General features: G+C 47.4%; 24 protein-coding genes. 7 read left to right on the top strand and 17 right to left on the bottom strand.

The features are described from left to right. Positions 1-32: 32 nt before the first annotated feature. The gene (cls, locus tag IRJ25_RS06485; protein ID WP_214781135.1) at positions 33-1,499 is read right to left on the bottom strand and encodes a cardiolipin synthase; all 1,467 of its coding nucleotides are present in this window, start codon (positions 1,497-1,499) and stop codon (positions 33-35) included. Positions 1,500-1,608: 109 nt separating this feature from the next. Between cls and IRJ25_RS06490 the strand changes: the two genes are divergently transcribed. Then, entirely contained in the window at positions 1,609-2,829 is a 1,221-nt protein-coding gene (locus tag IRJ25_RS06490) for a cation:proton antiporter (RefSeq protein ID WP_269317948.1), read from the top strand. A 46-nt stretch (positions 2,830-2,875) separates the two neighbouring features. Here IRJ25_RS06490 and IRJ25_RS06495 read toward each other — a convergent pair whose 3' ends face one another. Further along, positions 2,876-3,664, bottom strand: a complete 789-nt coding sequence (locus IRJ25_RS06495) for a LysM peptidoglycan-binding and 3D domain-containing protein (RefSeq protein WP_159562314.1) — start codon at positions 3,662-3,664, stop codon at positions 2,876-2,878. Positions 3,665-3,872: 208 nt separating this feature from the next. On the opposite strand from IRJ25_RS06495, the gene IRJ25_RS06500 reads away from it, so the two are divergent. Next, positions 3,873-4,133 (top strand): DUF1294 domain-containing protein, encoded by a 261-nt coding sequence (locus IRJ25_RS06500; RefSeq protein WP_159562313.1) that lies wholly within the window; start codon positions 3,873-3,875, stop codon positions 4,131-4,133. Between the two features lie 152 nt (positions 4,134-4,285). Continuing rightward, the gene (locus IRJ25_RS06505) at positions 4,286-5,080 is read left to right on the top strand and encodes a helix-turn-helix transcriptional regulator (RefSeq protein WP_269317949.1); all 795 of its coding nucleotides are present in this window, start codon (positions 4,286-4,288) and stop codon (positions 5,078-5,080) included. A 14-nt stretch (positions 5,081-5,094) separates the two neighbouring features. Here the strand turns inward: IRJ25_RS06505 and IRJ25_RS06510 are convergent, their stop codons facing one another. Next, positions 5,095-5,853, bottom strand: a complete 759-nt coding sequence (locus tag IRJ25_RS06510) for a glucose 1-dehydrogenase (protein ID WP_214781131.1) — start codon at positions 5,851-5,853, stop codon at positions 5,095-5,097. Between the two features lie 185 nt (positions 5,854-6,038). Here IRJ25_RS06510 and IRJ25_RS06515 point away from each other — a divergent pair, with 185 nt between their 5' ends. Beyond that, positions 6,039-6,875: an alpha/beta hydrolase gene (locus tag IRJ25_RS06515; protein ID WP_269317950.1), complete on the top strand. Its 837-nt coding sequence runs from the start codon at positions 6,039-6,041 to the stop codon at positions 6,873-6,875. A gap of 36 nt (positions 6,876-6,911) precedes the next feature. Here the strand turns inward: IRJ25_RS06515 and IRJ25_RS06520 are convergent, their stop codons facing one another. From IRJ25_RS06520 to bglA, 7 genes are all read right to left on the bottom strand, one after another. Continuing rightward, complete coding sequence (locus IRJ25_RS06520; RefSeq protein ID WP_269317951.1) at positions 6,912-7,865, bottom strand: alpha/beta hydrolase; 954 nt, start codon at positions 7,863-7,865, stop codon at positions 6,912-6,914. Beyond that, entirely contained in the window at positions 7,858-8,412 is a 555-nt protein-coding gene (locus tag IRJ25_RS06525; RefSeq protein WP_269317952.1) for a helix-turn-helix domain-containing protein, read from the bottom strand. Before IRJ25_RS06525 ends, IRJ25_RS06520 begins: the two co-directional genes overlap by 8 nt. Before the next feature lie 130 nt (positions 8,413-8,542). Further along, complete coding sequence (locus tag IRJ25_RS06530; RefSeq protein ID WP_370149069.1) at positions 8,543-8,767, bottom strand: excalibur calcium-binding domain-containing protein; 225 nt, start codon at positions 8,765-8,767, stop codon at positions 8,543-8,545. Between the two features lie 152 nt (positions 8,768-8,919). Continuing rightward, on the bottom strand, positions 8,920-9,744 hold the full coding sequence (locus tag IRJ25_RS06535) for an SDR family oxidoreductase (protein ID WP_269317953.1): 825 nt from the start codon (positions 9,742-9,744) through the stop codon (positions 8,920-8,922). An 87-nt stretch (positions 9,745-9,831) separates the two neighbouring features. After that, positions 9,832-10,155, bottom strand: coding sequence for an ArsR/SmtB family transcription factor (locus tag IRJ25_RS06540; protein WP_012726307.1), 324 nt, complete (start codon positions 10,153-10,155; stop codon positions 9,832-9,834). A 69-nt stretch (positions 10,156-10,224) separates the two neighbouring features. Beyond that, positions 10,225-11,034 (bottom strand): MBL fold metallo-hydrolase, encoded by an 810-nt coding sequence (locus IRJ25_RS06545; protein ID WP_264092533.1) that lies wholly within the window; start codon positions 11,032-11,034, stop codon positions 10,225-10,227. A gap of 93 nt (positions 11,035-11,127) precedes the next feature. Beyond that, the gene (bglA, locus tag IRJ25_RS06550) at positions 11,128-12,564 is read right to left on the bottom strand and encodes a 6-phospho-beta-glucosidase BglA (RefSeq protein ID WP_269317954.1); all 1,437 of its coding nucleotides are present in this window, start codon (positions 12,562-12,564) and stop codon (positions 11,128-11,130) included. Between the two features lie 136 nt (positions 12,565-12,700). Between bglA and IRJ25_RS06555 the strand changes: the two genes are divergently transcribed. Then, complete coding sequence (locus IRJ25_RS06555; protein WP_269317955.1) at positions 12,701-13,411, top strand: GntR family transcriptional regulator; 711 nt, start codon at positions 12,701-12,703, stop codon at positions 13,409-13,411. Between the two features lie 36 nt (positions 13,412-13,447). On the opposite strand, the gene IRJ25_RS06560 is transcribed toward IRJ25_RS06555, so the two are convergent. The 7 genes from IRJ25_RS06560 to IRJ25_RS06590 form a co-directional block, all read right to left on the bottom strand. Continuing rightward, a complete protein-coding gene (locus IRJ25_RS06560) occupies positions 13,448-14,179 on the bottom strand; it encodes a hypothetical protein (RefSeq protein WP_269317956.1) in 732 nt (243 codons plus the stop codon). A gap of 15 nt (positions 14,180-14,194) precedes the next feature. Continuing rightward, positions 14,195-15,256 (bottom strand): DUF58 domain-containing protein, encoded by a 1,062-nt coding sequence (locus tag IRJ25_RS06565; protein WP_269317957.1) that lies wholly within the window; start codon positions 15,254-15,256, stop codon positions 14,195-14,197. Between the two features lie 2 nt (positions 15,257-15,258). After that, on the bottom strand, positions 15,259-16,182 hold the full coding sequence (locus tag IRJ25_RS06570; RefSeq protein WP_269317958.1) for an AAA family ATPase: 924 nt from the start codon (positions 16,180-16,182) through the stop codon (positions 15,259-15,261). Then, complete coding sequence (locus IRJ25_RS06575) at positions 16,179-16,952, bottom strand: hypothetical protein (RefSeq protein ID WP_269317959.1); 774 nt, start codon at positions 16,950-16,952, stop codon at positions 16,179-16,181. Before IRJ25_RS06575 ends, IRJ25_RS06570 begins: the two co-directional genes overlap by 4 nt. A gap of 266 nt (positions 16,953-17,218) precedes the next feature. After that, a complete protein-coding gene (locus IRJ25_RS15195; RefSeq protein WP_441316661.1) occupies positions 17,219-17,602 on the bottom strand; it encodes a DUF3916 domain-containing protein in 384 nt (127 codons plus the stop codon). Beyond that, positions 17,599-18,066 carry a DinB family protein gene (locus IRJ25_RS06585; RefSeq protein WP_269317961.1) on the bottom strand — a complete coding sequence of 156 codons (468 nt, stop codon included), beginning with the start codon at positions 18,064-18,066 and terminating at the stop codon, positions 17,599-17,601. Before IRJ25_RS06585 ends, IRJ25_RS15195 begins: the two co-directional genes overlap by 4 nt. Before the next feature lie 105 nt (positions 18,067-18,171). Next, complete coding sequence (locus IRJ25_RS06590; RefSeq protein WP_264092524.1) at positions 18,172-19,434, bottom strand: NCS2 family permease; 1,263 nt, start codon at positions 19,432-19,434, stop codon at positions 18,172-18,174. Positions 19,435-19,716: 282 nt separating this feature from the next. Between IRJ25_RS06590 and IRJ25_RS06595 the strand changes: the two genes are divergently transcribed. Next, a complete protein-coding gene (locus IRJ25_RS06595) occupies positions 19,717-19,839 on the top strand; it encodes a hypothetical protein (RefSeq protein ID WP_255349577.1) in 123 nt (40 codons plus the stop codon). Between the two features lie 370 nt (positions 19,840-20,209). Next, on the top strand, positions 20,210-20,770 hold the full coding sequence (locus IRJ25_RS06600) for a VanZ family protein (protein WP_214690917.1): 561 nt from the start codon (positions 20,210-20,212) through the stop codon (positions 20,768-20,770). The last annotated feature ends 5 nt before the right edge of the window (positions 20,771-20,775 follow it).

A 20,775-nucleotide genomic window follows, 5' to 3' on the forward strand; every position in this document is an offset into this window, starting at 1 on the left:
CAGAGGAGTTCCTTCTGACCGGATGTTTTTCATTATAAAATTGGACTGAGAAGGCGGGACACGCTCTCTTTGAAGCGAATCCAACGTGTCCTCGATTCATATCGTTCGATGGTTAGCCGCTCAGCGCGTGCCTCGTCTCGCTCGAACGCATCGATGACGGACTGAGCGACGGCTTTGTCGAAGACAAGCGCTGAAATTTCAAAGTTGAGGCGGAAACTTCGGGCGTCGATGTTCGTCGTCCCAATTGATGCGACTTCTCCGTCAATGACGAGCGTTTTCGCATGAAGGAATCCTTCCTCATACGTGAACACTTCTGCCCCGTAACGTACGAGTTCCGCAGCGTTCGCATAGGTCGCCCAGTAGACAAACATATGGTCGGGCTTGTTCGGGATCATCAGTTTGATCTTAGTACCCGCCATCAGGGCGATTCGACAGGCATCAAGGAAACTTGCATCCGGGATGAAGTAGGGAGTCTGGATATAGATACATTCTTTCGACTGGGTGATCATTTTGACGAGCATATTCTTTAAATGCTCCGTCGACGAGTTTGGACCCGATGTCACGATTTGAACCGGGGACGCATGACGAGCAATCCCTTCGATTGGCCAAACAAAGTCGTCTTTCTGTGCCTTCGTTCGTGTCGGGACAGAGCGATTCCAATCCAGGATGAATCGTTCGAGCAATTCCTTAACGGCGTCTCCTGAAATTCGTAAGTGAACATCTCGCCAATAACCGAAATGCTCATCCTTTCCAAGATACTCATCCCCGACGTTGAAGCCGCCGATATAACCAAGTTCTCCGTCAACGACGCAGAGCTTTCGGTGATTTCGATTGTTGACGCGGAAGTTGATGCCGAGTTTGGACGGAAAGAACGATTTGACTTCCCCACCGTGGGCCAGCAGGTCCTTAAAGTGTTTGTGCCTCAGTCCCCTCGAGCCTACCGCATCGTAGAGGAGTCGGACACGTAATCCTTGTTTTGCCTTTTCGGTCAATAAGCGAATTAACGATTGACCCAGCGCATCGTTTTGGATGATGTAATATTGAATGTTCACTTCTTTCGTCGCCTGTTCAATATCTCGAAACAGTTGATCAAACTTCTCTTTTCCGTCGTGAAGGACGTCGATATCGTTCTGGAAAGACATCATCGCATTCGTCGATACGAGATTCAATCGTGCGAGTCGTCGGTGCTTCAATAGAAGTGGATGATTGAACGGTGCCATGGATTGGTCCAATTGGTCAAGTTGCTCCGCCACATGATGATGATACGTTTCACGTTTCTCTTCTTCGACTTCATAAAAGTTTTGAGATTTGATCAATCGACCGAAGAAGATGTAGACGAAGAATCCGATGAGAGGCAAGAAGAAGAGGACGAGTAACCACGCCCAAGTCGTTCCAATGTCACGCCTTTCAAAAAAGATAATGGTGATTGCAAACGTAAGGTTAAGCAATAAGATGAGCCAAGTCATGATGACGATAATGAGTCCGATAGTCACTTCCATGGTATCCCTCCCTTTCTTTCAATTCTTACCCGAAATCAGACTATCTTAGCAAATGTTTTTCCTGATTTGGGTATACATTAATGAAGAAGTGAAGAAACGGGGGAAGCTTATGGAAGACATGATGATTGGGTTCAGCTTACTTGTCCTCATCGGTGCACTTTCGCAGTTACTCGCTTGGCGATTTGACTTCCCAGCCATCTTGATTATGACGGTTGCAGGGATTCTAGTCGGACCGATTTTCGGTTGGTTGGAGCCGGATCGGATACTCGGTGAGCTTTATAGCCCACTCATCTCCATCGCGGTGGCGCTCATCCTGTTCGAAGGAAGCCTCAGTCTCGAATTCAGGGAGATTGACGATTTGCGGAGATCAATCTTTCGTCTCGTCACGGTCGGGGTATTCGTTTCTTTTATCTTGACCTCGATTTTGCTCATCATGGTTGGAGATTTTCATTGGTTGCCAGCATTTACGCTCGGTGCCATCTTTGTCGTGACCGGACCGACCGTCATCATCCCGTTACTTCGACAAGCTAACTTGTCCGCTCGCCCAGCTAAAGTCTTGAAATGGGAAGGGATCATCGTTGATCCCCTTGGCGCCTTGATTGGACTCTTTGTCGTTCGAGTGGGATTCATCTTCTATCAAAACGACGGGCTCGCGAGCCACTTGCCATTTTTTTGGTCCTGTATCGTCGCGGTCGCCTTTGGGATTGCCGTTGGGCATCTATTGATTCGTTTATTCGGGAATGAGAAAGTCCCTGATTATTTAAGAACAACCCTCACGTTCTCTGGGGTCCTCCTCGTATATTCAATCAGTGAGTGGGTCATGAGCGAGGTTGGGCTATTGGCTGTAACGGCAATGGGATTGACGATGGCAAATTCAAAGCATGGACATATGCATATTCTGAAACAGCTTCGTGAGTTTAAAGAGAACATTTCAATCTTGCTGGTTTCGACAGTCTTCATCATTCTGACGGCAAGTTTGACACGTGATAGTTTACTCGCCATTTTCGACTGGCCTCTCCTCTTGTCGATTCTCGGAATCTTATTTTTTGTCCGACCGATCTCGGTGCAGACGTCGCTCCTCGGTTCTCCGCTATCCGCTCAAGAACGGGCACTCATCAGCTGGATTGCCCCTCGAGGTATTGTTGCGATGACGGTGACCGGTTTCTTTGCACAAGAGATTGCCGAACTGGGAATTGAAGATGCGGAACGGATGTTGCCAATCACACTCGGTTTAGTCGTAACGTCTGTCGCCCTACATGGATTGACGATTAAACCACTCGCGAAGCGACTCGGACTGACGAAAGTGAAGAATCCTTGGGAGAAGGTATAGACAAAAAAAGACACCGCCCGATGGCAGTGTCTTTGATCAGCTTGAATTAGTTCAAGACTTTGATTGTGATTGATTGGCGACCGAAAGCAAGTGCTTGCTCTTGTGTCGGCATCAAGATATCGATTTTGTTTCCTTTGATGGCACCACCAGTGTCTCCTGCGATGGCTTCTCCGTATCCTTCAACCCATACTTTAGAGCCGAGCGGAATGACAGAAGGGTCAACCGCGATGACTTTTTGGTTCGGGTTCGAACGAACGTCGATTCCTGTCGCTGTGATACCAGAACATCCTGCACAATATGGTGTATAAGCTGTCGCTTCAACTGTCATTGTCTGACCTGAAGCCGGAGCTTGGGTTTGCGTTGTAGACGATGCAGTTTTTGTTACAGGTGCTGATGTCGATGTCTTCGGTGCTGTTGTCTTCGCATCGTTCGCTACAGATGCAGCGGCTGCACCTTTCACGGCGAACTCTTGTCCAGGGAAAATAAGATCTGAATCAAGACCGTTCCAAGTCATCAATTGATTGACAGAGATCCCGTGGTTCAATGCGATACGATAAAGTGTATCACCTGATTTAACTGTATACGTTTTAGATGCAGTAGAAGCTTGTGATTTTGCTTCTGCCTTTCCAAGTTTCAAGACTTGGTTCGGATAAATCATATTTGAGTTTAAGCCGTTCGCTTGTTTGATGTCGTTTACAGAGACGTTGTTGTTCACGGCGATACGATAGAGTGTATCTCCAGACTGAACTGTGTGTGTTGATGCTGCCGAAGCTGGAGCAGCGACTCCTAAACTAAGGCCAGCGAGTGCCGTTAGTGTCAATAGTGGTTTTTTCATAAGAATATTCCTCCCTTTTCTAACGCCCCCTTACTGTAACACCTGTATATTTCACAGCGATTACAGGACGATATGAGAGTGTTATCAGTTCATTTACAGAACAATTCACGAGGATGAGAGGTTTCTGAAAATTGTTTCAATCTATTGAAACGGCTTCACAGAGCCAATTTAAGATATACTATAGAGAGAAAAAAGGAGGTTTTGGTCTTTGGAACTATTACTGCTATATTACATTGTGACTAATTTACTAGCGTTTGTGTCATATTTTGTCGATAAACGACGCTCTCGTGTCGGAGCTTGGCGTATTTCTGAGCGGACATTGTTGACGATGGCATGGATCGGTGGAGCGTTCGGTGCCTATTTGGCGATGCGCGTCTTTCGTCATAAGACGCTAAAACCGAAATTCCGAATCGGAGTGCCTGTTGCAATTCTCGTGCATGCTGCGTTTACCGGTTGGCTGATTTTTTAAACTCTTATATAGAAGAAACTCGATTGTATCTTTTAATGAACGATGATTAAAAATGTCAGATTCGTCCCAGTTCATGCTCATTTCAAAGTGTTTCTCCGTGAACAATCGAAATGAAATGTCGGGAAATTTCCGAAACGAGGAGGATGGCTCTTTTGAAGAGTATCGAGATGATTCGTCACGGATCATTGACATTAAAGGTGACTGATCACTTCACTGTTCTTTTTTGCAAGTCTGGGATGTCCGTGATTCGAGTGAACGGAGTAAGCCTCACCCTTCATCCAAGAGAAGCCGTTCTCTTGGCACGAGGACAAAGTGTCATGGTTGAGAAAATCGAGGAAGCGTCACCGATGAGGTTACTCGAATTTGATCCGACTGCTTTGTTCCATCCCGAGTTGGCGAAGCGATATGTGACGCCATATCTAAATACTGAAAAGTCCATACATATGATAAAACCGGAACGAGGTCATCAATCTATTATTCAGACGATTGAACGGGCCGTTCAACATTTATCTGCGGACGGTCCACTCGCATTGATGGATGCGACACTTCAATGTACAGTCATCTGGCGCTACTGGATTCAGCAAGAGGGTGAAGTGATGAAGAATGAGAACAAACGGGAGAGCCTTCGTCTGATGCTCGCTTATATCGAGTCTCATCTAGAAGATAAGCCCACGTTAGCTCGAATCGCGACTGCGGGTAATGTAAGTCGCAGTGAATGTTGTCGGTTGTTTACTACGTTCGGGAACACCTCCCCACTTGCATATGTCCAAGTTAAAAGAATGGATCGGGCCGCAACTCTATTAATGGATTCGATTGAATCGGTTGCTGACATCGCCAATCGCCTGAGCTACTCAAGTGTCAGTCATTTCGTACAGACATTCAAAGCACATCATGCAATCACCCCGCTCGCCTATCGAAAACAATATCAAAAGAAAAGAGCCGAATAACCGACTCTTTTCTTTTATCTTGCGGTCCACCCACCATCGGCTTTCAAAACATCTCCATTCACGAAGCTCGAATCATCCGATGCTAAAAAGAGGGCGACGTTCGCGATTTGCTCTGGTTCTCCCATCGGGGCTTCCCCCGCCCCTTGAATGGCGCGCATCCCAAGTTCGCTCGGTGCTGTGATGGTTGACCCAATATTCGTATTGACGCCACCCGGTGCGATGGCGTTTGCTCGAATCTTACCGAGCGTGCCATGTGTCGCCGCGATGTTCTTCGTCAATCCGATTAACGCATGTTTTGAGGCCACATACGCTGCACCACCTCGTGTACCGAATAATCCTCCGACCGATGCATTGTTGATGATGACGCCACCCCGGTTCTGCTTCTCCATCACTTGGATGGCGGCACGTGAAAGTTTCATCGGTCCGGTCAAATTGACGCCAAGGACACGGTCCCATAATTCATCCGTCACTTCTCCCACCGTCATGAAGTTGTCCATGATTCCCGCGTTATTGACGAGAATGTCGACCGAGCCGAACGTGTCTTTCGCCGCATCGACAAGTTTGTCAATATCCGTTTGATTCGTCACGTTACCAGCAATGCCAAGAACTTCCCCACCCGCTGCTTTGATTTCATCAACTACCGCCTGCACAGCATCTTCATTCAAGTCGAAGGCGACGACTCGTGCGCCTTCTTCCGCAAACAGTTTGGCGATGGCTCGCCCCATGCCTGAACCTGCGCCAGTGACAATTGCTGTTTTTCCTGAAAGCTTCATTCCTCATTCCTCCTTTGAAAGGTCAGAACGTATACGATGTGTGATGACAGTAATCTGCCTGTCACTATGTTATACCCACATTTGGTTGCGAGCCTCCTGAGAAACATGGCGATTTTTCTTCAATTGACTCCCAGCAATCTTTATACTTGAATGGAAAGCACTCCATTATATAAAGGAGAGATGACGTGAGACAATTCCATGCAACCGTCCATGGTCGAGGTGAACCTGTACTTTTCCTTCCCGGTGGAGGATTCACTGGGTCACAAGGCCAATTATTTGCCGAAGCATTACATAAAGATTTCGAAGTTCACCTGTTAGATCTACCTGGATTTGGTGAAAGTGAGGGACTACATACATTCGCCACCTCCAAAGTACTCGCGGACTGGGTCGAGACGTATCGAATCTCACGACACCTTGAATCGGTTCGACTAATCGGTCATTCGATGGGAGGTGCCATCGCCCTGGCTTATGCAGTCCATTATCCAGACCAAGTCAGGCATTTGATACTTCTCGACCAAGGACATAAACCGAACGCTATGCTACCATATCGGGAATATGGCATCTTCGGATTCGCCTTACCGCTTTTACGTCTACTGTATCACCATTCACCACGACGCCTCTTGAACTGGATTGAAACGAAAGTGAGTAAGAGTGACCCCACGTTTTCTGAAGAGCGGTTCCAACTGTTCTGTCGACGAATCGGGGTCGAGCCGACGTTATCGATTCGTTCTGCTGTCGAGCAATCGGCCCGTCTTTCGACCGGTGGCTTACACTTGTTGTTTGGTTATGATGGATTGGATTTTAAGGACTTGTTACGACGCGTCCAAGTCCCGACGCACCTGTATTATGCGGATTTCACGGGAATTGATTTGATGGAGGCGAAGCGAACGCTCCATCATGTCAAACGAGCGGAACGACTGCTTCATCCTTCTGTACAATTGATTGCCGTACCAGGTGGACACTTCGTTCAATGGAGCCGTCATTTCTCGATGGAAAACGTTGAGCGGTTCTTACATACATAAAACAAGACAGCGGAGAGGTTTCCGCTGTCTTGTTCGTCATGATGCCCAGTCGTGGCGCTTTAGCCATTCGTGAAGTTGATGCTGTAGCTCAGGATGGAGCGGTTCACTGAGTTGTGAACGATATTGTTTTTTCACGTCCAAAATACTCATCTCACCATCGAAATGTTTCAACATATGGTCCATGTCCTTAATCTTTTGTACCTCGATATGCTCTACGTGAAGTGCAGCGAGCTCATCTAGATGCTCGACGTCCGTTTGAACGTCCCGGTCTCCTGTCAGTGCGAGCGTCGGAATGTTCAATTGAACCAATCGTTCTCGAAGTGACACGTCTGTGTGTGCAAGATGCTCCCGTAACCATTTGGCAGGGAACTTCATCAGCTGGATCCGCATCGTATCCTGATCCGTTGCTGTGACGCGCTCGAACAGTTTTTGTTGTTTCCCGACGACCGACTTCTCATTCAAGCTAAAGCGAAGCAGTTTACCCTTGATCCCTTTCGTACGTTTCACTTCATCGAGTAAGGCATGCGCCTGTTCCTGCATGCTCGTCTTCAAGGCGACACCGGCACCAGACAACAGGATGAGACCAGAAACGGATTCACGTTCTGCTGCGAGTGTCGCGACGATACATCCTTCGCTATGGCCGAGCAATAAAACGTCTTGTGAGACATGATCATGAGATTTCAGATAACGGACGACCGCCGACACGTCATCAACGAGTCCTGTCAGACCGACGCTATGTCGATTGCCACCACTCTTGCCAATCCCCCGTTTGTCATAGCGTAATGTGATGAATCCTTGGATCGTCAGCCATTCTGCTAAGTCTTTATACAAGTTTGACTTGAAGCCGGTACCGTTTCCGTCACGGTCCAATCCTCCCGTCCCTCCGATGAGGACGATGGCTGGAAAGGACGACCGTTCCTGATCGGGTGTCGTTATGGTGGCAGCAATGGTTGTTTCCCCTTGAATCAACACATTTTCTTGTTTATACATCATCCATCTCCTCCTTTTCTTCTACCGGCATGAACGCGTAGGAGAATTTCCGCAACGTACGTTCTTCAGATGGTTCATGCTCGAGCACTCCCTCTAAGAGATTGTAGAGACCTCTTAGGAATCGATCACTCTCGGCATCAGACAGATAAAGTGGGATACTCCGAAAGCCGACCTTGTCTCCTTGAAGGTCGATTTTGTCCCGCTTTAAATAGTCTCCGAAATCCATGAGCAGTGACATCGCGAACGTGTAACATATTTTATATAGTTGTTCACAATCTTCCTCTTCGACGACTTGATTGACAGCGGTCAATGGATTGTTTTGAATCGCGTACACTTTTTCATACACCCCACGTACTTTGTTCTCACTTGCGACAGATAAAATCTCGTCTTGTACCATCTTGTTGATATGGCGATAGAGGCTCGCTTGGGGCACATCGGGAAGCAACTTTGCCAACTCTCCGGTCGTCACTTGCTCGTTCATGAGAACGTGCTGAAAAATTTTCATGCGAATCGGGTTTAACAGACTTTTTAAAACGTCTTGATTCATCATCTTCACCTCATTATTATCATATTTGATAACATTATTACTTATGATAATATCATGCGTCCGAATATGTGTCTACGTCCATATAAAAAGCCGCCCTCGTATGGCGGCTGATTCGATGCATGATTAATGATTACCGTTCACAGGCGATTCCGTCTTTGTCGCGGTCTTTTGATTGATTCGCGTCATATAAGGCTTTATTGACATAAGGTTTATAACGCGTCTTTCCACCTTTGTTTTTGGTCGTCTTCGATTTGGCAACGCCCCCTTTATACACTTTGTTCATCTCCGTGCAGTTTTTGAAGCGTTTCGCCGCAGCATCGACCGAGTCTGTCGGTGTTGCCGTCAATCCAATCATAAGAATGAACGTCGATAATGCCAGTGAGACTTTTTTCATCAAACCCCTCCTCTTACAAGTTATATCGGGTAAATTTGTGTGATATTTATCATTGAATGAGTAGATAAAAAATTCTTTCCGACACTGATGAAGTTCAAAAGAGATATTTGATGTTAATTTTTCTCTACGACGCGTCGCACGATAGAGAAGAACACTTGGTTCGGCAGATAACGCTTCAGCGCGATCAACAGTCCTGCCTGTTTACCCGATGGATAGCGGAGACGCTTCTTCCGGTCGGTCGCTGCACGCCAAATCGTCTCGGCGACGACGTCCGGACCTTCAGCGTTCGCACCAGCGGCATTCGTATTATGGAGCGCAACCTCTGTGTAGCCATCATATACATCGAGCGGTTGGTCACGGACGAGTTCTTGGGAACGACCGTAAAAGTCTGTCTTAATCGGTCCCGGCTCAATCAATTTCATGTCGATATTGAAAGGTGCCAACTCGAACTGGAGCGATTCGATGAATCCTTCAATCGCCCATTTTGAACTGTGATACAAGCTGTAAATTGGGAATGTGATCTGTCCACCGACGGAGGAGACGGTCACAATCCGTCCGCTCCGCTGTTTGCGGAAGTATGGGAGTGCTGTCCGAATCACATTCATGACCCCGAATACGTTCGTATCAAATTGCCGCTGAATCTGTTCGGGAGAGGCTTCCTCGAAAATTCCGACCGCTCCGTATCCAGCATTGTTCAACAACACATCCATCGTTCCATGATCCGAGACGATTTGTTTAAATGCCTCTCGGATACTCGACTCGTTCGTCACATCTAGCTGATAGAGAGACACCCCTTTTAGGTTAGACAGTTCTTGATGGTCTTCAGGTCTTCGCATCGTCGCGGCGACATGCCAGCCTCGTTTGCTGAACAGTTCGACCGTTGCCCGACCGATTCCGCTCGATGCTCCTGTGATGACAATCGTTTGTTTTTGGTTCATATTCATTCCCCTTTAATGTTTATATGTTTAAACTTTTAAACTCATTGGTGAAAAAGAAGCCTTTCTCCCTGTTTCCAAAAAGAAAGGTCATAAGATACATTCATCTTCAATCGCACGTGTCAGTGCCTTCAGCAGTCCGACCGCATCTTCAAGTGTCAGGAAATAAAAGTTCTCTGTCCCGACTTTCTCCGATGAGACGATGCCCGCTTGTCGAAGCAGTTTGAGATGATGTGAGATGGCTGGTCGAGACAACTCAATCTTTTCATCAATCTGATTGACGTTCAAGCGTTCATGTTTGGCAATCTCGACGATGATCCGTTGACGATTGACGTCGGCTAACACTTGGAACAACGGAATCGCATCTTCAAATAAAGATAACGAAACTTCGGGTGTAACATCTGTTCGTTTCATATTCATCACTCCGTTTAAAAGTTTAAACGTTTAATCCTGCACTAAGAATACTAGGTGATCTGCCTTCTGTCAACGAAGTTGTTCGTAGATTTCTCGAAGAATGCTTGCAATCATATGTTTAGAGTCATAATCCCGCTTGGATATTCGGACGAGCGGCGATGGTTCGGGGAAGAGTTGGGCATTGATGTCGTCAATTGTATAACCCGCTGCAGTTTTTGTTATCACGTTATCAGTCAAACGTTCTAGATAATCGAGCTTTTTGGTCAGTTGCTCCCTTCCCTGTTCGAGACGTCCGGCATGCTGACAGTACACCTCATCAAAATCGAGGGACAGGATCCGTTTGAGCGAACGAATCTGTTCAGGGACAGACTCCTCTGGAATCATCACCTTCGGATACGGATGGACGAACAAATCACCTGAGAACAGCCGACCGTTCTCCTCATCATATAAGACGACGTGATTCGGTTCATGACCGGGTGTATGGATCACCTGATAGGTATGATGTTCTGATGTGATCTGATGGTCATGATAGGCAATCGGCTGAAACGGTTCCGGGTCTCCCGAAAAGCGTGCCCGATAATCTGGGATGTCTAGCCCCGTCCGGCACATGTCCCTGGCGGACTCTCGTATGTAAATCGGGACACCGTATGTCCGCTCAAGCCAGGCCGCCGTTCCAATGTGATCTTCATGCGGGTGGGTGATGCTGACAAGGTCGATTGGGACCGACTCATAAAAGGGTTGGAGAGCGGGTAGCATCGTGCGTGTCCCCGTATCGATGATCATGCCGTCGATATAATAGACGTACATCGACATCTCGAATGGACCGTTCTTTACGTTGGCACAAACAGCCGTCACTGGTCCATAGTTCTTTATTTGCATCAGGCGTCCCTCCTATTTTTCACTTTTCTTCATTATAACGAAAAAGAGCAAAGACCTGCAGACATTTCACAGTTCTTTGCTCCCCTGTCTCACTTATAGTTCTTCCCCGTTCGTCGCAATGACCTGTTTGTACCAATCGAACGAGTCTTTCTTCATCCGCTCCATCGATCCGTTCCCTTCATTGTCACGGTCGACGTAAATCATCCCGTACCGCTTCTTCATTTCTCCCGTCGTGAACGAGACGATGTCGATGATGCCCCAAGGTGTGTAACCAATCAAGTCGACCCCGTCATAAATGACGGCTTGCTTCAATTGTTCGATATGGGCCTTCAAGTAATCGATTCGGGCTTTGTCATGAATCTTTCCGTCGACAATCTCATCGACGGCACCGAATCCATTCTCGACGATGAAGAGCGGAATTTGGTACCGGTCATAGAGTCGGTTGAGCACATAACGGAGTCCGACCGGGTCAATCGCCCATCCCCAGTCACTCGACTGGATATACGGGTTCTCGACCCCATTCGGCAGACCACCATTGACGATATCGCCACTATTGTCCGCGACGACGTCACTCTTCACGGTCGTCGACATATAGTAACTGAAACCGAGATAATCGACCTTTCCGTTCTGTAGGATTTCTTCGTCCCCTTCAAGGATTGGGATGTTATACCCTTCCCGCTCGAACTCGTTCAAGGCGTAGCTCGGATAGAAGCCTCGTACTTGTACGTCCGGGAAGAAATAGCGTTGACGCATCATCTCTTCGGCGAGCATGACGTCATCTGGGTTTGATGAATACGGATAAATCGGTACGTGAGAGACCATCGCTCCAATCTCGAAGTCAGGATTGATGGCTTTCCCTTTGGCAACGGCGAGAGCGCTCGCAATCAGTTCATGGTGCCCAGTCTGATACATGACTTCGCGGGCGTTCTCCCCTTCTTCTAAGAGGACTCCAGAATTCGTCCATAAGAAGAGTGGATTGTTGACGTCCATCTTGTTGTTGATTTCGTTAAACGTCATCCAATACTTGACCTTGTTTTTGTAGCGGTCGAAGCAGACCTCCGCAAAGCGGACGAAGTGGTCGACGACCTCACGATTTTGGAAGCCACCGTATTCACGGGCAAGATGGAGCGGCATCTCGAAATGCGAGAGCGTGATGATCGGCTCGATGTCGTACTTTAACAGCTCGTCGAACAAGTCGTCATAAAATTGAAGACCTGCCTCGTTCGGTTCTGCGTCATCCCCGTTCGGGAAGATGCGACTCCACCCAATCGAGGTACGCAAGCATTTCAATCCCATCTCAGCAAAGAGGGCCACATCTTCTTTATAACGATGGTAAAAGTCAATCGCCTCATGGTTCGGATAGAACTCATTCGGTTCGACCTTGTCTCTGATCCGGCGAGCGACGCCGTGTGCGCCTGCTGTCAAGACATCGACGACGCTCGGCCCTTTTCCGTCAGCGTCCCAACCACCCTCGAATTGATGGGCGGCGAGTGCGCCTCCCCATAGGAAATCGTTCGGTAATGTCTTCATTGTAAGTCCTCCTTCACATGAATCGTACACGTTAAGTATAATTGTACCGGTACAATTATACAAGGACGGTACATTGAATCACTTTTGCTTTTTACATGATATAATAGAACCAGTGACGAAAAAGTGAGGAATGACCATGCTAAAATATCAACAAATCGCGAATGAAATCGAACAATATATCCATGAACAAAACTTAAAACAAGGCGATAAGCTCCCTGTCCTTGAGCAGATGATGAATCAATATGCGGTGAGCAAGAGTACCATCACGAAAGCTTTAGAGCTGCTCGAACGAAAGGGTGTCATTTTTCAACTGCGGGGAAGCGGCATTTTCGTCAGACGACATAATCGACCTGGCTATATGAGCCTCTTCTCGACCCAAGGGTTCAAGAGCAATCTCGGAGACCGTGTCTTGACATCTTATGTGATTGATGTGTCTGTCGTGAAGCCAGACGCGACGGTTGCGGAGAATCTCGGGATTGATCTGTCTTGCGATGTGTATCGGGTCGAACGGGTAAGGTATGTGGATGGAGAGGTGCTCTGTCACGAAGAATCCTATTATGTGAAAGCCGTCGTGCCCTATTTGAATCGCGAAATTGTGGCAAACTCTATTTTCGATTATGTCCAAAGCGCGCTCGGCGTCACGATTGGATTTTCTGACATGTATCTACAGGTCGGGCGATTGACGGAAAGTGAAGCGGAACACCTCGGATTGCAAGAGAATGATCCGACACTTCGCATCGAAACCATCTTTCATCTGACGAATGGAAAACCTTTCGACTATTCACGGATTACCTATCATTACGCACATTCCCAGTTCGTCATTCAGGCGAACGGGCCCTATATGTAAAGACAACCCCTCATGCGCGCATGAGGGGTTGTTTAATCATTTACTATGCCTCTTTTTAGTCAGTCGATACGTCCAATATCCGAATGGCAACATCGCTAACACCGCAAAGCCAATCAATCGATTGGTGCTCGATGTTGGCTTGTTTGACTCTTCCTCATCCGAATAGCCATCCGCTCCATCCATCATCCCTTCTTCGGCATTCCCTTCAATACTTTCATGCTCTTCAATCAATAAGGTTTGAAACGCCTCAGTTGAAATCGCATCTCCGCTAATCATCTGTTTTGAATTAGATGTCAACGCTGTCAACATGTTCCCATCATAATCAAACCATGCCGATTCTTCTATGTACTTTACGAGATTGCCTTTTACGTTCATCAACACTTTCGGAGTTTCTTTGTCAGAACCGAACGTTGAGAACGCATATGTACCCGCTGATTGTTCATATGTTCCGATCACGTTGACCGGTTCACCATCTTGAAAGACGGTCGCCACAAATTCTTTTGTTGGGACGAACGTACACGTTTCCCCCGTTTTGTAGCAAGAGGATGACGAGATATACGTCTCCAACAACGGACCGAACGTGATGTTCTCACTGTCCGTCATATGATAATTAGCCGGATCATCTCCCTGAATATGATCCATCACAATGTCATAAAAATATGCATCTGCAAAACGTTCCGCCGAAGATTCGGTCATTTCGGCGGATTCGATTGTCGTGCTTGCAAGCAGTCCGACACAACATATGAGTAAGCCCGTCATTCGTCGCATGTGTTTCTCCTTTCATTACCCTGAAGATTTCAACAACATCGCGTGATTGATGTGAATCAATTCGGCGTGCGGCTGTTTGTGACGACTGACATATGACGTGAATCGCGATGACGCAACAAACGCGTTCGATTCATGAATCATCGCCAGTCGGACGAGAATGAGCCGTAATTGTTTTCTTCCTTCTCCCAGTGTAACACGGTCGACTTGGTTGTTTTTGTCGAGTCGGTTGATTAACAGCTCCACTTTACAATCTTCTTTAATCAAGTAAGAGACCCAATACGCCGTCTGTTGAATCAAGTCTTCATATTGCGCATGGAGCCCATTGCCGAGCGGACCGCTCAAATCAAGGGAAATCGTGAACGTGTCGAGATTTTGTCGTTCGAACACTTTTGCCTGTACATGACCGACCTTTGAAGTGGCGACCCAGTCAATCTGTTTAGCCGGTTCCTTCTCATATCGTTTTGCACTTTGAATCATCAACGGATCGTTCAACGGGGAGTGCTTGACGATACGGTCACCTATCCGAATCATGCGAGATTCGGTGATTGGTGACTTCGTGATGGTAGGTAACACAATCCATGAGGGCATATCCATCTCCTCATCCGTGAAAAAAAGAGTACCTAAATAAAACGGTAAGGTGACACGCATCACACACGTATGAATCGAAGCAGGTCCACGCTTCACAGACGAGACGCTCACATGATGTATGTCCTGTTCGATCCTGGTGTCGTATGCCTGTGACCCGTCCTCGAATATCATCCGTTCATTACCCTCTAGTCGAATCAATAGCGGGACGGCAAGGGCAATGATTCGCTCATACCCATCGATACGGACGATACATGATGTCTCATCGTCAATGAACAAGAGGTCTTCTTTCTGTCGGATGGAGAATGAGACTTCGTTTGAAAGCACTCGAATGATTCGTTTCCGAATAATCATGATGATTAGCAATGCTCCACAGATATAAGAAACTGGCCATACATAGGGCATCCACATCGTGAGGAGACCGAGACTGACATAAGCCGGCCAAAGTTGGTCTTGTAAGATGGACGGTGTACTGATTTCGACCTGTCTCATCGTTACACCTTTTCGACGGGGACAGTTACGGACTCGAGTACGTCCACCAACACTTGTCGCTTCGTCGATTTGATATCCCCTTCAAGGGTGAGGGTCAATCGGTGCGAGAGGACATGTGGCGCAACGGCTTGAACATCTTCAGGCGTGACAAACTGACGGTCGTTCAAGTACGCATAGGCTTGTGAGGCCTTGACGAGCGCGAGCGTCGCCCGTGGGCTCGCCCCGACTTCGACTAACGGGTGTTGTCTCGTCTCCTGGATGAGTGCGAGCAAGTACGTGACGACATCTTCATGAATCCGGATATTCTCGACTTCCTCTTGTGCTACTAAAAAAGCTTCATTCGTCATCAAGGCATGCACTGTCTGTCTCGTCTTTGAAATCGTCTGTAGAATCAAGTTCCGCTCTTCATCAGCCCCAGGATATCCGACTTGAAGGGACATGAGGAAGCGGTCGAGTTGGGCGTCTGGTAGGGCGAACGTTCCCGCTGACTCGATTGGGTTTTGCGTCGCGATGACGAAGAATGGTCTCGGTAGTTGATAGGTGACGCCACCGATAGAGACTTGGCGTTCTTCCATCGCTTCAAGCAAGGCGGATTGCGTTCTCGGAACGGCGCGGTTCACTTCATCGATGAGTAAAATATTCGTGAAGATTGGTCCGGTGCGATTCTCGAACGTCTGGGTCTGCATATTGAAGAAGTCTGAACCGATGATGTCAGAAGGCAGCAGGTCGGCTGTGAATTGAATTCGGGCGAAGTCTGCCTCAAAGCTTTTGGCGATGCTTTTTGCGAGTAACGTCTTCCCGGTCCCAGGTACATCCTCTAGCAAGATATGGCCGTTCGCCAATAGGGCTGTGCAACATAATTTTGTGATTTCTGGTTTACCGAGGTAAATGCGGTCTAATTGGTCCAATACGTGTCGGATGGTCATGAGTTCGACTCCTTTTGTGTGCGTAGTAGGTATTCATCAAGTTGTTGGGTGAACGCTCGCTCACGTTGTGGTGAGATGTCACCTTCGTCATAACGTGTCTCTAAATAGGTAAGTAGGGATGCATCGAGCTCGATTCGTTTCGCCCAAGTCGACAACGTCTCAGTTGGGCGACGACGTTTATATGGAGGTAACGCTGCTTCGAATTGAATCAACTGCTTTCGGATAGCCGATGCTGGTAATGGATGAACCGTTCGGTTTATCTGCATCGACGCGTTGTCAGAAGTTACTAGCGAGTGATCCTCGATATCTAACTCTCCCGCCTCGCTTTGTTTCTTCGAATGGCGTCGTCTTTTCCAGAGCCACCATCCGAGCAAGATAATCATTCCGGTAATAATGAACGGGAGGTAGGAGACTCTGTTCGACTCTTCTGATGAGGGATTGCCGTAAGAAGGTGACTCGTCATTAATCTTTTCTCTTGGAGTTCCACCTTTATCGTCTGGAGCTTCACTAGAAGAGCCAAGCTCAACCCCTCGCCAGTCTTCTTCAATAATTTTGTCTTCCCCACACCAAAAATCAACATCCATCACTTCGAAAATCCCTAAAAACTTTCGTTTGTCATGACAGTCGGTGATCCAACTTGTAATCTCGCTCCCTGAGATATCTAATGATTGGTAGTAACGGTATCCCAGTTGACCGGAATAGGAGATGAGGGCGACAAGTAGCAAGGAGAAAAGAATTCCTGACACAAAAATCGTTTTGGCTTGTTTCATCGGTGTTTCCGCTTATGTATATTCAGTTTGATCGTTTTCATCTGACGTGACGGCTCCTCTCATAGTCTAAATCCTTTTTTTGGAAATAGGATTAAATGGATTATACCATGAACTTTTACGGAATATTCAGTTATTTTTAGACAAAAGAAAAATGCCCGTTCATTGAATGAGCATCCACACTTCTCTACCTTCACTCTCTTCATCGAATATCCACTCTTCAAATCCGTACACGCGAATATCTCGGTCACTACGGATGACCCATTTGTTCAAAGACATTTTTTCATGAGGAATCGGAATCCATTTTTGGTGGGGTGAATCACGCCGCATAAACGATTATAACACCTCTTCATCTTGAACACGAGAAGCTCAGAGTTCCAGAGTGTAGGAAAATCTAGCAGCACGGCAACTCGCATTCGCTCATCCACACGCAACTCTACTAGTCGTTTCGCTTCATCGAGCAGAGTATGGATGAGTGACTGTTTGATTTGGTCATTGTGTTGAATATCCATTAAAAAAGTTTGTCCGACCGGAATCTTGGCATACCAATACCCATTATGAAACTCCGTTGGAAAATCCTCATGATTTTCTTGTATATTTCGCTGAAGACAACTTAATTTTCGTTTTAGACCACGCACTTTCCGATGTCTCATTTCAGGATCGACTCGACTTGCTTCATATGGTGTCGGTCATGCTCGATGAACTCCCCGATGATTACATGTAACGAGTAGGGGACACCTTGATGCGGATCATGCGAGACACCATTCGCTGTCGTTTTGTAAGTCAGCGCTTCTTCGCTTAAGGAGTCAAGCATCGTGACGAGTGTTCGCCGACTATTGATGGATTCCTTTAGTACGGTCTCACCTGTCAACTTCTCGGCCCTTTTCGTCGCCCGCGCGTTGAACGAGTCAACGTCAGGGAATATCATCCCTTCGCCGTTCTTCACCGATGGGATGATGACATTCAACAGATGATTGTCCCAATGGGCGATATGTAAGACGATTTGCTTTATGGACCACTTCTCCGAGTCGCTCTGTTTGTTCCAATCAGATTCACTCAGCTTTTCTAACGTCTTGAGCCATTCTGTGTACGATGCGAATTCTTGAATAACTTGCATCCAATCCCCTCCACGTTCGCTTTAAATTACTGCGATTATAGCACGAAGGAGTCTTTTTAAATCAAAAAACGGCATCGTTCGAGATGAACGATGCCGTGCGTGTCTCTATAACCAGACTGGTAATGAGAAGAAAACTAAGAACAATACGGTCAAGACACCGACGACCGGACTGAGTGACCGGTAGCCCTTCTTGAACAAGACAATCATCGTGTACGCGATGAATCCGAGCCCGATCCCATCGACGATGGAATACGTGAACGGGATCATGATGATGACAAGGATTGCCGGGAAGGCATGCTCCCAGTTATCGAGCGGCAAATGCTTCACGTTCTGGAACATCATCATGCCGATGATAATCAACACCGGTGCAATCGCCGTCACAGGGATAATTGCAAAGAGCGGTAGCAATAAGAGCGACACCACATACAATCCAGACGTGACGAACGAAGCGATCCCGCCTCGCGCCCCGACCGATATTCCGGCAGCCACTTCGACCGTCGAGACGGTCGGGCTTGACCCGAACATGGCCCCGGCCATCGTCGAGAGGCCTTGTGCAACGAGACCTTTCGGCGCATCCTTTTCTTTGTCGATTGCACGTGTCTGATTCTGGATCAAGCTGATGTTTTCAATCAACAAGACGAGCGTCAGTACACCGACCGCGACTAAGAAGAGCGGAGACGCAGATTCCGCGAACGAGATGTTCCCAAACACCGTGCCGAACGACACGAAGAACGGTGCCAATGAGAAGCTTCCCGTCCACTCCAGCGTTCCCATCACGGCGCTGAGACCGACACCGAAACCGATCGTCCATAGGAAGCTGCTCGGTCCCATCTTCAAGAACAACAGGATGGCGACGAAGAGTGACAGGAATGCGACTTGGACGTCACGCTCCCCGAGATCACCGATGTGAAGCAATGCCCCACCCCCACCTGAGACAATTCCAGCCGCCTCGAGCCCAATCAAGATGAGGAAAAGGCCGAGACCGACCGTCAATCCGTCATGAATGATCGGTGGGAACGCGTTCGCCAATTTCCTCGCGACTTTGGTGACCGTCAATAGTACGACGAGTACACCTGAGACGAAGGAGACGGCGAGCGCGCTTTGCCAGCTCAATCCCATCTGTAAGACGAGCGTGTACGTGAAGAGCGCATTAATCCCCATTCCCGGTAACAAGAGCAGCGGTAGATTGAAGAATCCCGCAATCAACGTCCCGATGATGCTTGTCAAAATCGCTCCGACGAGCGCCCCCTCGAACGGGAGTCCGGCTTGTGTCAAGATTGCCGCATGCACGGCCGGGATGTATGCTGTCGCCAGAAAATTCAGCACGCCCCCGTATGTTTCTGTTTTCCATTCTGTTTGTTTTGCCATAGGAATCAATCCTTTATTGGCACCCTCACCCACCCGTGTATACACACGAGATTGATTATATCCTGTCAGACATCTAACAAGCAAGAGCGATTCGACTCAATTCCTTCTTTGGACCCATTCATGAGACCGATTCCATCAAAAGATTCATTTTATGAAACAAGAACGTTTGTTCTTATTTTTGGCGCATTTTTGCGAACAAATCTGTTATAATGAAGGGGCAGGTTAACGCAGCAATAGTGGGGTCAGCCGCCAAGTCCACAATGGAGGAAGGCGGTGGTGCGGATGGAACAACTTTGGACCTGGGTCGGGGATTATGTGATGATCCCAATCCTCGCTCCGATCATCGTTCACTTGGTGATTCACCGAACATCCGATCGTGCAACGTCTGAACGCACAAAAAAATGACCCCCTCGGCGCAATGAGATGGGTCACTTTCTGATTCACTAACCATTGTGGCGGCTGGGACCACTCTTAAAGTGGTAGCCTGTAAGCCAGAGGCCGGTGTGTCCAGCACCGGTCTCTTTCTACTTGCATCATACCATACTTGTTCCCTTTTTTCAGTAACAGAAACACAAAAACGGTGAAGTTGACGTGACGAATGATAGCTGTCCGTCCGACATCATTCAGAGACCACGTTTCTAAGCCCGTTGTTCAACAGTTCGAGGCAGAGCAAAGCGCTTTGCCTTTTTTAGATTTCATTTATGACTCCTTTAAGAATTCTTTAAATCTGCCATCTACAATGAAGACAGTTCAAATTCTTAGGAGGTTTATTCCCATGTATAATCAGAATTATTCAGTTATGTTCACAATCGAATCAGGAGTCGTTCTCATCCCACTCGCCATCCTCGGACTCATCACGTTACTCGTCTGGTCGTTTCGCAAGAAACATGTAAAAGTCACACAAACCATTTTGCTTCTATCATTCGGGATATACTTATTAGGTGTCCTTCACTTCGTTTTTTTCCCGATTGACGTTAACTTAGGAAAATATGCGAACCAAGTACCATGGTGGAAAACGATTAATTTTATTCCGATTTTGACCATCGACTTGTATTCGTTTGTGTTGAATATCGTGATGCTCCTCCCGTTAGGCTGTTATCTTCCATTTTTGAAACCGTCGATCACGAAAAAAGAAGTACTTAAATTAGGATTTCAGTTTAGTCTGATTCTTGAACTGATTCAATTATTGGTGCGTACGACACTAGGCAGTGGACGAAGCACGGATGTGAATGATTTATTGGCAAATGCGTTCGGCGCGCTCTTAGGGTTCTTACTCGTTCGCTTCGTCGTCCAATACGCTCCGTTCCGACGTTTGTATCAGAATTTCCAACTTTAATTCGC

Source organism: Exiguobacterium sp. KJ 601 (genome assembly GCF_027161185.1).
GTDB lineage: Bacteria > Bacillota > Bacilli > Exiguobacteriales > Exiguobacteriaceae > Exiguobacterium > Exiguobacterium profundum.